Below are 15,481 nucleotides of genomic sequence, written 5' to 3'. Positions count from 1 at the left end.
TCGACGGAGCGTCGCTGCGGCTCCCGGGCCGACCGCTGAGCCCGCAGGCCCTGGGGGGCGCGCTGCGGTCCGTACGCCCTGCCGTACGGACCGCAGCCCCACCCCCAGCCGCGAGTACGACCCCGATCGCCACGAACTTCAGAGACGCCCGTCCCCGCCCCCCGAGGCCCCGGTCGTGGGAGGCGGCGCCATGAGGTCCCCGTACCACTCGAGACGTGGCGCGATGTCGCCCATGAGGACGGTGAACGCGACGGGACGGAAGGGGCTCCGAGGAGGAAGGGGGACCGCAGACGAACGACCTGAAGCACCACCGCGGAAACGACACCGCGGAAGCGACGCGACCGAAGCGCCACCGCGGAAACGCACCGCGGAAGCGACGCGACCGAAGCGCCACCGCGGAAGCGCACCGTCCAGGAAGAGCCCGATCACTCAACCGCCCCAGAAGGCCACAGGCCACTCAAAGGCCCCAGAGAACCCCAAGCCCCCCGGCGGCCCCTCCAGGGGGCTTCGTGCTGCCCGAATCTGGGCAGTGGGGGTCGCGAAGCCCCCCGAACTCCCCGCATAGCGAACAGAGTTCACCGTCCTTCGGGCAACACATGGTCAAATTCTTGTTGCAGACCTGTCAAACAGACGACTTCGCTGGCACGCTCACAGCCGCAACACCCCCCCCACATCCCCCACGCTTTTCAGCGAAGGAGCCCGCGTGACCCGCCAGCAGTCTTCGTCCCGCCGTACCACCGCCCGAGCCGCCGCGCTGATCGCATCGGCCGCCATGGTCGTCGTCGGCGTCCAGACCGGCTCCGCCAGTGCCGACGCCCAGCGCGAGGCCGGTGCCACGGCGATCCAGCTGACCGGCACCCAGCGCGCCGCCGCCATCCACGAGGCGCAGGGCGGGGCCGCGGCCACCGCCCGGGCCATCGGCCTGCCCGCCCAGGAGAAGCTGGTCGCCCGGGACGTCGTCAAGGACGCGGACGGCACCGTGCACACGCGCTACGAGCGCACCTACGAGGGCCTCCCGGTCCTCGGCGGCGACCTGGTCGTCCACCAGAAGAAGTCGGGCGCCCGCTCCACCACCAAGGCGACCTCGGCCCGGATATCCGTGGCCGGCACGACGCCCGCCGTCGACCGCGCGACCGCCGGCAAGGCGGCCCTCGCCTCCGCCGCGAACGCGAAGGAGGCCGTCTCCTCCGCCCGCAAGGTGATCTGGGCGGCCACCGGCAAGCCGGTCCTCGCCTGGGAGACGACCGTCACCGGCGTCCAGAAGGACGGCACGCCGAGCCGCCGCCAGGTCGTCACCGACGCCACCACCGGCAAGGAGCTGTCCTCGGTCGAGACGATCGAGACCGGCGTCGGCAACACCATGTACGCCGGCCAGGTCACCCTCGGCACCTCGGGCGCGTACACCCTCACGGACGCCGCGCGCGGCGGCCACAAGACGTACGACCTGAACGGCGGCACGTCGGGCACCGGCACCCTGTTCACCAACTCCACGGACACGTGGGGCAACGGCCTCGCGAGCAACCGCGCGACGGCGGCGGCGGACGCCCACTACGGCGCGGCCGTCACCTGGGACTTCTACAAGAACGAGCTGGGCCGCAGTGGCATCCGCGGCGACGGCGTCGCCGCGTACTCCCGCGTCCACTACGGCAGCGCGTACGTCAACGCGTTCTGGGACGACGCCTGCTTCTGCATGACGTACGGCGACGGCATCGGCAACACCCACCCGCTCACGTCCCTCGACGTGGCCGGCCACGAGATGTCCCACGGCCTGACCTCCTCCACCGCCAACCTCCGCTACAGCGGCGAGTCCGGCGGCCTGAACGAGGCGACCTCCGACATCCTCGGCACCTCGGTCGAGTGGTACGCCAACAACTCCTCCGACGCGGGCGACTACCTCATCGGCGAGAAGATCGACATCAACGGCAACGGCACGCCGCTCCGTTACATGGACAAGCCCAGCAAGGACGGCAGCTCCGCCGACTACTGGTCGAAGTCGGTCGGCCGCCTGAACGTCCACTACTCCTCGGGCCCGGCCAACCACTTCTTCTACCTGCTCTCCGAGGGCAGCGGCACGAAGACCATCAACGGCGTCACCTACAACTCGCCGACCTACGACGGCTCCACGGTCACGGGCATCGGCCGCCAGGCCGCGTACAAGATCTGGTACAAGGCCCTCTCCACCTACATGACCTCCACCACCGGCTACGCGGGCGCCCGCACGGCCACCCTCTCGGCCGCCGCCGACCTCTACGGCAGCAGCAGCACCCAGTACAAGGCGGTCGCCGCCGCCTGGACCGCGATCAACGTCAAGTAACCACGCCTGACACAGACGGAGGGCCCCACCCCGGCACACCCACCGGGGCGGGGCCCTCCGCCTGTCGCTCCGGGCCGGCGCGGAGGACATCGACGCGCCTGCCCCGGACGCCGCGACATCATCGAGAACATCGGTGCACCGCCCTCCCTCCAACTGCCGTGCGAGGAATGAAAACCACCCTGCCCACACCGCCCCCTGATCTGGCGAGGGGCCCGTATCCGATGACATCGGTGTGGGCGCCGCCGCCGACCGAGCACGGGCGCGCTGCCGCATACCCCGGGCGTGGACACGTCCGATGGGGCCCGACGCTCGATCACCAGCGGGTCGGGCTGGGCAACAGCACGTGAGACCCGCTCCGCGGCTGCCACGGGACGCCTCCGCCGTGGCTGCTCGTTCGTCGGTGCCGACTGGAGCTCCCGTTCGCCGTCCTGACACGGCTACGAGCTGGAGACCGGCTGGTGCCAGATGGAGATCGATCCGATCGACGGCGGCGTCGACTCCGCCCACCTGGATGACCTGGGCGACTCCTCGACCACTCCGGATGCCCCTACGAGCTGGAACTGAGCGACGAGAACAACCCTTTGATACGGGAGAGCAGAGGGTGATCAGCCCCGACCCCACGGCCTCTGGATCTGCTCCGAGGCCTTCGTAGTTCCTGAGGCTGACCTGCGCCGATGTCCCGAGGACCTGTCCACGAACAGTCCGGCGGACCCTGGCATGCGGCCGCTCACCCCGGCACACACCTGCACATACGACAAGACCCCGTGCTCAGCGTTTCCGCTGATCACGGGGTCTCTTGGCACTTCCTGCGAAGTGCCCCCGGCAGGATTCGAACCTGCGCACACGGCTCCGGAGGCCGTTGCTCTATCCCCTGAGCTACGGGGGCGTCCGCCGTGTTTCGCGGCGACGGGTAGAACCCTACCAGCTCTGTGGGCGTGCCTGTGAACAGGTATTTCCGGGGCGTCACCGGGGGGTCCGTCCCCCGCACGGGTCAGAAGTGGGTAAAACCCGGACGCAGCCGTGCGGGGCGGCCTACTCTCGTTCGTGTGTCAGGCGTGTCCGGTCGGGTGCTCGTTGTCGATGACAACAAGGTGATCCGTCAGTTGATCAGGGTCAATCTCGAACTCGAGGGGTTCGAGGTCGTGACCGCGGCCGATGGTGCCGAGTGTCTGGATGTCGTGCATGAGGTCCGTCCTGATGTCGTCACCCTGGACGTCGTCATGCCCCGCTTGGACGGGATCAGGACGGCCGAGCGGTTGCGGGCCGACCCGCGGACCCGGCATCTGCCCGTGGCGATCATCAGTGCCTGCGGCGAGCACGAGGTCGGTGGGGTCTCCTCCGGCGTCGACGCCTTCCTCGCCAAGCCCTTCGAGCCCTCGGAGCTCGTGCGCGTGGTGCGGCAGCTGATGCACCGCGAGCGGCGGGAGCGTCCCGGGGCGGCCGGCCCCGACGGGGGAGAGGAACCTGCCGCAGTCGACGGCCTCCAGGTGAAGGACCCCCGGTGCGCCGACGTGCCGGGAGCCTGCGCGGGGTGATCCGAGGCGCGGTCCCGCATGGCGAAACCGGTTCGCGTTCCGCCCCCCCTCCTCCCCTAGGCTGGTCCCGTGACCCCCGCGGACCTCTCCCTCACCGTGCAGCACGCCGTGCGCCGTGCGGTCGACGACGGTGCGCTACGGGTCGACGTCCCCCCGCGCGTGAAGGTGGAGCGGGCCCGGCCCGGTGGGACCGGGGAGTACGCCAGCAGCGTCGCGCTCAGTCTCGCCCGGCCCGCCGGGCGCACCCCCCTCGACGTCGCGGAAATCCTTCGGGAGCGGCTCCGTGAGAGCCCCGGCATCCTCGCCGTCGACATCACCGGGCCCGGTTTCCTGAACTTCACCCTGCGCCGTGACGCGGCCGGTGAGCTCGTACGGGCGATCCGGGAGGCCGGATCCCGGTACGGGCACGGCACCGCCCTCGCCGGGGACGTCGTGCGGTTCGCCGAGGTGGCCCGGGGGCGCGCCGCGGTCGTGACCGAAGTCGTCCTGCGGCTGCTCCGGAGCCAGGGGGCCGACGCCTCCTTCGGCGGGGACGAGCGGATCCATGTGCGGGGCGGGGAGTACCGGCCCGATCTCCTCGGTGTCGATGCGGGTCGGTGGGCCGTGTTGCGGGCCGCGACCCGCGACCGGGTCCTCGACGGGCCGCCCCTCCTCGTCCAGCACGAGCGCAACCCCCTCTTCCGCGTGCGGTACGCCCACGCCCGGGTCCAGCGGCTGCTCGTCAACGCGTCGCAGCTCGGTTTCACCCCCTCCTACGGCGCCGGTGCCCACGCGCCCGAGCCCGAGCCCCTCGGCGGCCGTTCCTCTTCGTACGACCCCTCCTACGGCGCCGTCGTCCGCGCGCCCGAGCCCCTCGGTGTCCGTCCCCCCGCGTTCGGCGCCGACCTCCACGCGTCCGAGCTCCTCGGCGTTCTCGGCGACCACCCCGTCGTCCTCCTCGCCGCCGCCCGCCACCGCGCCCCCGATCGGGTCGCCCGGCACCTGGAAGCCACCGCCGACGCGCTGCTCGCGTTCCAGCACACCGTGCTGCCGCTCGGCGACGAGAAACCCTCGGCCGCCCACCGTTCCCGGCTCGCGCTCGCCGAAGCCGCCGGGACGGTGCTCGCCGGTGGCCTGTCCCTGCTCGGCATCAGCGCACCCGACCAGATCTGAAAGAGCCAGTCGTCATGAGCCGTTCCGCCCACCCCGCCGGGCCCCGTCACGCCGATGTCCTTCCCGAGGGGCACTACACAGCTCCGCCCGCCGACCTCAACCGGCTCGACCCCAAGGTCTGGGCCCGGACCGTGGACCGGGACGGGCGCGGGGTCGTCACCGTCGGGGGGATCGGGGTCGACGCCCTCGCCGAGGAGTTCGGCACGCCCGCCTACTTCCTCGACGAGGCCGACTTCCGTGCCCGCTGCCGCGCCTGGGCCGAGGCCTTCGGCAAGGACGCCGACGTCTTCTACGCCGGCAAGGCGTTCCTCTCCCGCGCCGTCGTGCGGTGGCTGAAGGAGGAAGGGCTCAACCTCGACGTGTGTTCCGGGGGCGAGCTCTCCACCGCCCTCTCCGCCGGGATGCCCGCCGAGCGCATCGCCTTCCACGGGAACAACAAGTCCGAGGACGAGATCCGCCGGGCCGTCGAGGCCGGGGTCGGGCGGATCGTGCTCGACTCCTTCCAGGAGATCGTGCGGGTCGCCCACGTCGCGCAGTCCCTCGGGAAGCGCCAGCGGGTGCAGATCCGGGTGACCGTCGGCGTCGAGGCGCACACGCACGAGTTCATCGCCACCGCCCACGAGGACCAGAAGTTCGGCATCGCGCTGGCCGGCGGGCAGGCCGCCGAGGCCGTGCGGCGGGCGCTCAGGCTCGACGGCCTGGAGCTCATCGGGATCCACTCCCACATCGGGTCGCAGATCTTCGACATGGCCGGGTTCGAGGTGTCCGCGCGGCGCGTCGTCCAGCTGCTCGCCGAGGTGCGGGACGAGCACGGCGTCGAGCTGCCCGAGATCGATCTCGGGGGCGGGCTCGGCATCGCGTACACGTCCGAGGACGACCCGCGCGAGCCGCACGAGATCGCCAAGGCGCTGTCCGAGATCGTGACGCGGGAGTGCGAGGCCGCGGGGCTGCGGACCCCCCGCATCTCCGTCGAGCCCGGGCGGGCCATCGTCGGGCCCACCGCCTTCACGCTCTACCGGGTCGGCACGGTCAAGCCGCTCGAAGGGCTGCGGACGTACGTGAGCGTCGACGGCGGCATGTCGGACAACATCCGCACCGCGCTCTACGACGCCGAGTACAGCGTGAGCCTCGTCTCGCGGACCAGCGAGGCCGAGCCGATGCTCTCCCGCGTCGTCGGCAAGCACTGCGAGAGCGGTGACATCGTCGTACGGGACGCCTTCCTGCCCTCGGACCTGGCGCCCGGCGACCTCATCGCCGTGCCGGCCACCGGCGCGTACTGCCGCTCCATGGCCAGCAACTACAACCACGCGCTCCGGCCGCCCGTCGTCGCCGTCCGCGACGGCGGGGCGCGGGTGATCGTCCGGCGCGAGACGGAGGAAGATCTCCTGCGTCTCGACGTCGGCTGAGGAAATCGTCGCGTGGTGAAATAGTCGAGTGATGAAATAGATGTCTCAGGATCCGGACGAGGGGCTGAAACCCCCGTCCGGTGAGTGAGACTGGTTCCACCGTAGAAATACGACGACGAAGTAGTACGAGAAACGAGGTCGGATGATGCGTACGCGTCCGCTGAAGGTGGCGCTGCTGGGCTGTGGAGTGGTCGGCTCAGAGGTGGCGCGCATCATGACGACGCACGCCGACGACCTCGCCGCGCGCATCGGCGCACCGGTCGAGCTCGCCGGTGTGGCCGTCCGCCGGCCCGACAAGGTCCGCGGGGGAGTCCCCGCCGAGCTGATCACCACCGACGCGACCGCCCTGGTCAAACGCGGGGACATCGACGTCGTCGTCGAGGTCATCGGCGGGATCGAGCCGGCCCGCACCCTCATCACCACCGCCTTCGAGCACGGCGCCTCCGTCGTCTCGGCCAACAAGGCGCTGCTGGCCCAGGACGGCGCGAGCCTGTACGCCGCCGCCCAGCGGCACGGGCAGGACCTGTACTACGAGGCCGCCGTCGCCGGTGCCATCCCGCTCATCCGACCGCTGCGCGAGTCCCTCGCCGGCGACAAGATCAACCGCGTGATGGGCATCGTCAACGGCACCACGAACTTCATCCTCGACAAGATGGACACGTCCGGCGCCGGATACAGCGAGGCGCTCGACGAGGCCACCGCCCTCGGGTACGCCGAGGCCGACCCGACCGCCGACGTCGAGGGCTTCGACGCCGCCGCCAAGGCCGCCATCCTCGCCGGGATCGCCTTCCACACGCGCGTGCGCCTCGACGACGTCTACCGCGAGGGCATGACCGAGGTCACCGCCGCGGACTTCGCCTCCGCCAAGCAGATGGGCTGCACCATCAAGCTGCTCGCGATCTGCGAGCGGGCCGCCGACGGCGGGTCCGTCACCGCGCGCGTGCACCCCGCGATGATCCCGCTCAGCCACCCGCTCGCCTCCGTCCGCGAGGCGTACAACGCGGTCTTCGTCGAGGCGGAGGCCGCCGGGCGGCTCATGTTCTACGGCCCCGGGGCGGGCGGCTCGCCGACCGCCTCGGCCGTGCTCGGCGACGTCGTCGCCGTCTGCCGCAACCGTCTCAACGAGGCGACGGGCCCCGGCGAGTCCGCGTACACCCAGCTGCCCGTGAGCTCCATGGGCGAGGTCGTCACGCGGTACCACATCAGCCTCGACGTGGCCGACAAGCCGGGCGTCCTCGCCCAGGTCGCGACGGTCTTCGCCGAGCACGGCGTATCCATCGACACCGTGCGCCAGCACGGTCGACAGGACGGAGACGGCGAGGCCTCCCTCGTCGTCGTCACCCACCGCGCGCCCGACGCCGCCCTCTCCGGGACCGTCGAGGCGCTGCGCAAGCTCGACACCGTGCGCGGTGTCGCCAGCATCATGCGTGTTGAAGGGGAGTAAGGACCCATGACCCACAAGGGCACCCACCAGTGGCGCGGCATCATCGAGGAGTACCGGGACCGCCTTCCGGTCACGGACACGACGCCGGTCGTCACGCTCCGTGAGGGCGGCACGCCGCTCGTCCCCGCTCAGGTCCTCTCCGAGCGCACGGGCTGCGAGGTGCACCTCAAGGTCGAGGGCGCCAACCCCACCGGCTCCTTCAAGGACCGGGGCATGACCATGGCCATCACCCGGGCCAAGGAGGAGGGCGCCAAGGCGGTCATCTGCGCCTCCACCGGCAACACCTCCGCCTCGGCGGCGGCCTACGCGGTCCGCGCCGGCATGGTCTCGGCCGTCCTCGTGCCGCAGGGCAAGATCGCGCTCGGCAAGATGGGCCAGGCCCTCGTGCACGGCGCGAAGATCCTCCAGGTCGACGGCAACTTCGACGACTGCCTGACCCTGGCCCGCAGCCTCTCCGAGAACTACCCGGTGGCGCTGGTCAATTCGGTCAACCCGGTCCGCATCGAGGGCCAGAAGACCGCCGCGTTCGAGATCGTGGACATGCTGGGCGACGCCCCCGACATCCACGTCCTGCCGGTCGGCAACGCGGGCAACATCACCGCGTACTGGAAGGGGTACGGCGAGTACGCCGCGGACGGCCTCGCCACCCACCGCCCGCGCATGTGGGGCTTCCAGGCCTCCGGCTCCGCCCCGCTCGTGCGCGGCGAGGTCGTCAAGGACCCGTCGACGATCGCCACCGCGATCCGCATCGGCAACCCGGCCTCGTGGGACTACGCGATCGCCGCGCGCGACGAGTCGGGCGGCTTCATCGACGAGGTGACGGACCGTGAGATCCTGCAGGCGTACCGCCTGTTGGCCGCCCGGGAGGGCGTCTTCGTCGAGCCCGCCTCGGCCGCCTCGGTCGCCGGCCTGCTGAAGGCCGCCGCGCAGGGCAAGGTCGACCCCGGCCAGCGGATCGTCTGCACGGTCACCGGCAACGGCCTCAAGGACCCCGACTGGGCCGTCGCCGGCGCGCCGCAGCCGGTCACCGTCCCGGTCGACGCGGCCGCCGCCGCGGAGCGCCTCGGCCTGGCCTGAAAGCGACCCGGCCCCACCGGTTCCTGATCGGGTGAAACCCGATCAGGAACCTACATAGGCGCACAGGATGGCTCGCGACACGCATCGTGCGCCTCCTGTGCGCCCTATGTCGCCACAGAACCTTCCTTCGATAGGCTGTACCGAACCCGCCCCGACGCATCTGCGCGGTGTCGTCGCCGTTGTCGCCCCCGCGACCCGAACGGCCCCCGGGTTCCCGAGTACTTCTCTTGAATACCCGTTGTCTGAAACACCGTTTTCGCGATCAAGGAGAGTCAACGAGCGATGGCCGGTCCAGCGTTCCGCGCCGCCGCCGTACGGGTGCGCGTCCCCGCCACCAGCGCCAACCTCGGCCCGGGCTTCGACGCCTTCGGCCTGTCGCTGGGGCTCTACGACGACGTCGTCGTCCGGGTCGCCGACTCCGGGCTGCACGTCGACATCGCCGGCGAGGGCGCCGAGACGCTCCCGCGCGACGAGAGCCACCTGCTCGTACGCTCCCTGCGCACGGCCTTCGACCTGCTGGGCGGACAGCCGCGCGGCCTCGAGGTCGTCTGCGCCAACCGCATCCCGCACGGCCGCGGCCTCGGCTCCTCCTCCGCCGCCATCTGCGCCGGCATCGTCGCCGCCCGCGCCGTGACCATAGGCGGGGACGCCAGGCTCGACGAGGCCGCCCTCCTGGAGCTGGCCACCGAGATCGAGGGCCACCCCGACAACGTCGCCGCCTGTCTGCTCGGCGGATTCACGCTCGCCTGGACCGAGGCCGGTGCCGCGCGGGCGATCAGGATGGACCCCTCGGATTCCATCGTTCCGGTGGTTTTCGTCCCCGGGAAGCCCGTACTGACCGAGACCGCCCGCGGACTGCTGCCGCGCACCGTCCCGCACGTGGACGCCGCCGCCAACGCCGGGCGCGCCGCCCTCCTCGTCGAGGCCCTGACCCGCCGCCCCGAGCTGCTGCTCGCGGCCACCGAGGACCGGCTGCACCAGGAGTACCGGGCCCCCGCGATGCCGGAGAGCATCGCCCTCGTGAACCGGCTGCGCGCGGACGGCGTCCCCGCGGTCATCTCCGGCGCGGGCCCCACGGTCCTCGCGCTGGCCGAACACGGGACGGCCGACAAGGTCGCCCGCCTCGCGGGCGAGGGCTGGGCCGCGAACCGGCTCGACCTCGACGCGTCCGGAGCGAGTGTCCTGCCGCTGACGCCCTAGGCGTGGGGCGGCCGGGGCGCCGGGCAGCGCCCCGGACAGGAGATTGCCGGTGAGGGAGAGGGGGAATGTTTGTTGGAGCCGGTAGTGTTAACCTCAAGTCTGCACCTGACCTCTTTGTGGAGCGGTGCGGAGTGTCCCCATCAGGGACCACCCTTCTTCCGGGAGCCTCCCCAACTGCCTGAGCAGCCTGCCTGAGCAGTTTCGAGCACGCTCCGGAACCGGCACGACACCCCTCGCTCTCCTGCAGTGAGGGCCGAGCAGGGGGCGCTCGGGCCGGACCCACAGCACGTTTCCCCTCTCCGCCGTACCCGGCGGGACCACCGCCCCGGACACGGTCCACGAACCAGGACCCTGCCGGACAGCACAACCGGTCGCCGAGCCAGATGGCCGACGTCCGCTCCAGGGAAGGACCCTTCGTGAGCGACACCACCGATCTGATGGGCGTGACTGCCGACAACAGTGTCGACACCGCCGCGCCCGCCGCAGGTGCCACCGGCACCGCACGGCGCCGCCGCTCCGGCACCGGCCTCGAGGGCATGGTCCTGGCCGAGCTGCAGCAGGTCGCGTCCGGCCTCGGCATCAGGGGCACCGCGCGGATGCGCAAGGGCCAGCTGATCGAGGTCATCAAGGAGGCGCAGGCCGGAGGCCCCGCCGCCCCCGCCAAGGCCGCCGACGCCGCCGAGACCAAGCCGAAGCGCCGCGCCACCTCCAAGGCCCGCACGGGCGAGGCCGCCGAGGCCGCCGCGCCCAAGGCGGAGAAGGCCGAGAAGGCCGTCGCCCAGCAGCAGATCGACATTCCGGGCCAGCCGTCCCCCAAGGTCTCGGCCCCGGCCGACCAGGGCGGCGCCCCCGGTGACGACGCCCCGGCCGTCGAGCGCCGCCGCCGTCGCGCCACCGCCCCCGCCGGCTCCCCGGAGGGCGAGGCCAGGGCCGAGACCGCCCAGGCCGTCAAGACCGAGGCCCGTACCGAGACCCGCGAGGTCAAGGCCGAGCAGCAGGCCGACGCCAAGGCCGAGACCGTCGCCGACGGCGTCGAGGGCCGCGGTCGCCGCGACCGCGGGGAGCGCGGCGACCGCCGTGACCGCCGTGACCGTCAGCGCGACCGCAAGGGCGACGAGCAGCAGGGCGGTGGCCAGGGCGGACAGGGCGGCCAGCGTCAGCGCCAGGGCGGCCAGGGCCAGGGCGGCCAGGGTGGCCAGGGCCAGCAGGGCGGCGGCCAGCAGGCCGGTCCGCAGGACGACTACGACGACGAGGCGGGCGGTCGTCGCGGCCGTCGCGGGCGCTACCGCGACCGCCGTGGCCGTCGTGGCCGTGACGACTTCCAGGCCGGCGAGCCGCAGGTCGCCGACGACGACGTCCTGATCCCCGTCGCGGGCATCCTGGACATCCTCGACAACTACGCGTTCATCCGGACCTCCGGCTACCTGCCCGGTCCGAACGACGTGTACGTCTCCCTCGCCCAGGTCCGCAAGAACGGCCTGCGCAAGGGCGACCACGTCACCGGTGCCGTGCGCCAGCCGAAGGAGGGCGAGCGCCGCGAGAAGTTCAACGCGCTGGTCCGCCTGGACTCCGCGAACGGCATGGCCGCCGACTCCGGCCGCGGCCGCCCGGAGTTCAACAAGCTGACCCCGCTCTACCCGCAGGACCGGCTCCGTCTGGAGACCGACCCGGGCGTGCTGACCACGCGGATCATCGACCTCGTGTCGCCGATCGGCAAGGGCCAGCGCGGTCTGATCGTGGCCCCGCCGAAGACCGGCAAGACCATGATCATGCAGGCGATCGCCAATGCGATCACCCACAACAACCCCGAGTGCCACCTGATGGTCGTCCTGGTCGACGAGCGTCCGGAAGAGGTCACCGACATGCAGCGGTCGGTCAAGGGCGAGGTCATCTCCTCGACCTTCGACCGTCCGGCCGAGGACCACACCACCGTCGCCGAGCTGGCCATCGAGCGCGCCAAGCGCCTCGTGGAGCTGGGTCACGACGTGGTCGTCCTGCTCGACTCGATCACCCGCCTGGGCCGCGCGTACAACCTCGCGGCGCCCGCCTCCGGCCGCATCCTGTCCGGTGGTGTCGACTCGACCGCGCTCTACCCGCCGAAGCGCTTCTTCGGTGCCGCGCGCAACATCGAGGACGGCGGCTCGCTGACCATCCTGGCCACCGCGCTGGTCGACACCGGCTCGCGCATGGACGAGGTGATCTTCGAGGAGTTCAAGGGCACCGGCAACATGGAGCTCAAGCTCGACCGGAAGCTCGCCGACAAGCGCATCTTCCCGGCCGTCGACGTCGACGCCTCGGGCACGCGCAAGGAGGAGATCCTCCTCGGCAGCGACGAGCTCGCCGTCACCTGGAAGCTGCGTCGCGTGCTCCACGCGCTCGACCAGCAGCAGGCGATCGAGCTGCTGCTCGACAAGATGAAGCAGACGAAGTCGAACGGCGAGTTCCTGCTCCAGATCCAGAAGACCACCCCTGGAGCCGGCAACAACGACTGACGCGAGAGCTGCGTCACACGGCGGGAGCCGGACCCCGGTCCCGTGATCCCGCCGTGACCTGCGTGAACCACTGCGCCCACCGTGTCCGCACGGTGGGCGCAGTGTCGTTCCGGGGTGAAGCCCGCTCAAACCCCACAGACCCGCATGCAACCCTTTCGGGTGCTTCGCCGTCACAGAAGGTGAATCCTAGGGGTGAGGGAAGACGATGACCGAGCAGAGCAAGAGCGGGCGCGCGGGCAGCGGCCGGCGCCGCGGGCGGCCCGCCAAACGGCGCAAGGCACCGATCCTGATATCGGGGGCCGCGGCGGTCCTCGTCCTCGGCGGCGCCGGACTCGGCTACGCGTACCTCAAGCTCGACGGCAACATCCAGGGCGTCGACATCAACGCCCAGCTCGGCACCGCGCGCCCCGACGACGTCGACAACGGCTCCCTCGACGTCCTCGTCCTCGGCTCCGACTCCCGCTCCGGCGACAACGGCGCCTACGGCAAGGACGAGGGCGGCGCCCGCTCCGACACCGCGATGGTCGTGCACGTCCACGAGGGGCACAAGAAGGCGAGCGTCGTCTCCATCCCCCGCGACACCCTCGTGACCCGGCCCTCCTGCGCCGACGGGCACGGGACCACCGTCCCCGGCGAGCGGCGGGCCATGTTCAACACCGCGTACGAGGTCGGCGGCCCCGCCTGCGCGGTCAAGACCGTCGAGTCGATGTCCGGCATCCGCATGGACCACTACGTCGAGGTCGACTTCACCGGCTTCAAGAAGCTCATCGACGAGCTCGGCGGCGTCGAGATCACCACCACGAAGGCCATCGAGGACTCCAAGAGCCACCTCGACCTCGCCCCGGGCACGCACACCCTCGACGGCGAGCAGTCCCTCGGTCTCGTCCGCACCCGCAAGAGCGTCGGCGACGGCAGCGACCTCGGCCGCATCCAGCTCCAGCAGGCCTTCATGAAGGCCTTCCTCGACCGGGTCAGGAGCGTCGGCGTCCTCTCGAACCCGACCAAGCTGTACGGCCTCGCCGACGCCGCCACCAAGGCCATCACGCCCGACTCCGAACTCGACTCGGTCCAGGAGCTGATGGGCTTCGCCAAGGGCCTCTCCGGCATCGGCGCGGGCGACGTCCGCATGGTCACCCTGCCCGTCGAGTACGACCCCCGGGACCCCAACCGCGTCGTCCCCCTCGAAGCGCAGTCCCGGCAGGTCTGGAAGGCCCTCGGGAACGACCTGCCGATCCCCGCGTCGGCCACGAAGGGAACCGCCACCGGCGAGGCCGACGGCCTCGTGAGGTAGTCCGTCGCAGGGCCCGGGAATACCTCCGGACCGCCCCCCGTTTTGGGAGATGCGGCCGGTCCTGGCAGACTGGTACGTCGGCCCCGGTTCACGCTGTCCGCAACCCGCGGCGGCGACCCGGTGCCCTCCCGAAACTAGGAGACACCTTGAAGCGCGAGATCCACCCCGAGTACGTCGAGACCCAGGTCAGCTGCACCTGCGGCGCGTCGTTCACCACTCGCAGCACCCTGACCGAGGGCACCATCCGTGCCGAGGTCTGCTCCGAGTGCCACCCGTTCTACACGGGCAAGCAGAAGATCCTCGACACCGGCGGCCGCGTGGCCCGCTTCGAGGCCCGCTTCGGCAAGGCCGGCTCCGCCAAGTAGCGAGCCCCTGCGCCGGTCCTCGGCCGCCCCGCTCGGGTGGCCGGGACCGGCGCTTTGCCGTCCCCGTAGCAACTGACGAAAACCCCAGGAGCCCCCGATGTTCGAGGCGGTCGAGGAACTGGTCGGCGAGCACGCCGGCCTCGAGACGAAGCTCGCGGACCCCTCGGTCCACGCCGATCAGGCGAACGCGCGCAAGCTCAACAAGCGCTACGCCGAGCTGACCCCGATCGTCGCCACCTACCGCTCCTGGAAGCAGACCGGTGACGACATCGAGACCGCCCGCGAGCTGATGCACGAGGACCCGGACTTCGCGGCCGAGGTCAAGCAGCTGGAGAAGGACCGGGAGGAGCTCACCGACAAGCTCCGCCTGCTCCTCGTCCCGCGCGACCCGAGCGACGACAAGGACGTCATCCTGGAGATCAAGGCGGGCGCGGGCGGCGACGAGTCCGCCCTCTTCGCCGGCGACCTCCTCCGGATGTACCTGCGGTACGCCGAGCGCGTCGGCTGGAAGACCGAGATCATCGACGCCACCGAGTCCGAGCTCGGCGGCTACAAGGACGTCCAGGTCGCGGTGAAGACCAAGGGCGGCAACGGCGCCACCGAGCCCGGCCAGGGCGTCTGGGCACGGCTCAAGTACGAGGGCGGGGTGCACCGCGTCCAGCGCGTGCCCGCCACCGAGTCCGCCGGCCGCATCCACACCTCCGCCGCCGGCGTGCTCGTCACGCCCGAGGCCGAGGAGGTCGACGTCGAGATCCACGCCAACGACCTGCGCATCGACGTCTACCGCTCGTCCGGCCCCGGCGGCCAGTCGGTCAACACCACCGACTCCGCCGTCCGCATCACGCACCTGCCGACCGGCATCGTCGCCTCCTGCCAGAACGAGAAGAGCCAGCTCCAGAACAAGGAGCAGGCCATGCGCATCCTGCGCTCCCGGCTCCTCGCCGCCGCCCAGGAGAAGGCCGAGGCCGAGGCCGCCGACGCCCGCCGCAGCCAGGTCCGCACCGTCGACCGCTCCGAGAAGATCCGCACGTACAACTTCCCGGAGAACCGGATCTCCGACCACCGCGTCGGCTTCAAGGCGTACAACCTGGACCAGGTCCTCGACGGCGACCTGGACGCCATGATCCAGGCGTGCGTCGACGCCGACTCGGCGGCGAAGCTCGCCGCAGCGTAAGGCCCCCTCAAGCCCCACCCCCGCACCACGG

At 71.5% G+C, this 15,481-nt stretch carries 11 protein-coding genes and 1 tRNA gene; 11 read left to right on the top strand and 1 reads right to left on the bottom strand.

The features are described from left to right. The first annotated feature begins 703 nt into the window (after positions 1 to 703). Entirely contained in the window at positions 704 to 2,314 is a 1,611-nt protein-coding gene (locus ACZ66Z_RS06400) for a M4 family metallopeptidase (protein ID WP_469932858.1), read from the top strand. A gap of 814 nt (positions 2,315 to 3,128) precedes the next feature. Here ACZ66Z_RS06400 and ACZ66Z_RS06395 read toward each other — a convergent pair. Further along, a tRNA-Arg gene (locus tag ACZ66Z_RS06395) sits at positions 3,129 to 3,200 on the bottom strand. A gap of 43 nt (positions 3,201 to 3,243) precedes the next feature. Here ACZ66Z_RS06395 and ACZ66Z_RS06390 point away from each other — a divergent pair. The 10 genes from ACZ66Z_RS06390 (at position 3,244) to prfA (ending at position 15,450) form a co-directional block, all read left to right on the top strand. Beyond that, positions 3,244 to 3,849, top strand: a complete 606-nt coding sequence (locus ACZ66Z_RS06390) for a response regulator (RefSeq protein WP_469932857.1) — start codon at positions 3,244 to 3,246, stop codon at positions 3,847 to 3,849. Between the two features lie 69 nt (positions 3,850 to 3,918). After that, positions 3,919 to 5,001, top strand: coding sequence for an ArgS-related anticodon-binding protein NrtL (nrtL, locus tag ACZ66Z_RS06385; RefSeq protein WP_469932856.1), 1,083 nt, complete (start codon positions 3,919 to 3,921; stop codon positions 4,999 to 5,001). 14 nt (positions 5,002 to 5,015) lie between these two features. Further along, a complete protein-coding gene (gene lysA / locus ACZ66Z_RS06380; RefSeq protein ID WP_469932855.1) occupies positions 5,016 to 6,407 on the top strand; it encodes a diaminopimelate decarboxylase in 1,392 nt (463 codons plus the stop codon). 145 nt (positions 6,408 to 6,552) lie between these two features. Beyond that, a complete protein-coding gene (locus ACZ66Z_RS06375; protein ID WP_469933189.1) occupies positions 6,553 to 7,851 on the top strand; it encodes a homoserine dehydrogenase in 1,299 nt (432 codons plus the stop codon). Between the two features lie 6 nt (positions 7,852 to 7,857). Next, positions 7,858 to 8,928 (top strand): threonine synthase, encoded by a 1,071-nt coding sequence (gene thrC / locus ACZ66Z_RS06370; protein ID WP_469932854.1) that lies wholly within the window; start codon positions 7,858 to 7,860, stop codon positions 8,926 to 8,928. Between the two features lie 282 nt (positions 8,929 to 9,210). Then, positions 9,211 to 10,128, top strand: coding sequence for a homoserine kinase (gene thrB / locus ACZ66Z_RS06365; protein WP_469932853.1), 918 nt, complete (start codon positions 9,211 to 9,213; stop codon positions 10,126 to 10,128). 416 nt (positions 10,129 to 10,544) lie between these two features. Then, positions 10,545 to 12,620 carry a transcription termination factor Rho gene (gene rho / locus ACZ66Z_RS06360; protein ID WP_469932852.1) on the top strand — a complete coding sequence of 692 codons (2,076 nt, stop codon included), beginning with the start codon at positions 10,545 to 10,547 and terminating at the stop codon, positions 12,618 to 12,620. 205 nt (positions 12,621 to 12,825) lie between these two features. Beyond that, complete coding sequence (locus ACZ66Z_RS06355; RefSeq protein ID WP_469932851.1) at positions 12,826 to 13,911, top strand: LCP family protein; 1,086 nt, start codon at positions 12,826 to 12,828, stop codon at positions 13,909 to 13,911. Between the two features lie 146 nt (positions 13,912 to 14,057). Then, the gene (rpmE, locus tag ACZ66Z_RS06350; protein WP_030321069.1) at positions 14,058 to 14,276 is read left to right on the top strand and encodes a 50S ribosomal protein L31; all 219 of its coding nucleotides are present in this window, start codon (positions 14,058 to 14,060) and stop codon (positions 14,274 to 14,276) included. 97 nt (positions 14,277 to 14,373) lie between these two features. Beyond that, on the top strand, positions 14,374 to 15,450 hold the full coding sequence (prfA, locus tag ACZ66Z_RS06345; protein WP_469932850.1) for a peptide chain release factor 1: 1,077 nt from the start codon (positions 14,374 to 14,376) through the stop codon (positions 15,448 to 15,450). The last annotated feature ends 31 nt before the right edge of the window (positions 15,451 to 15,481 follow it).

This window comes from Streptomyces sp. NPDC107498, from assembly GCF_055582805.1.
Note: the sequence above shows the minus strand (reverse complement) of the source record. Positions and strands in the feature narration are given on the sequence as shown.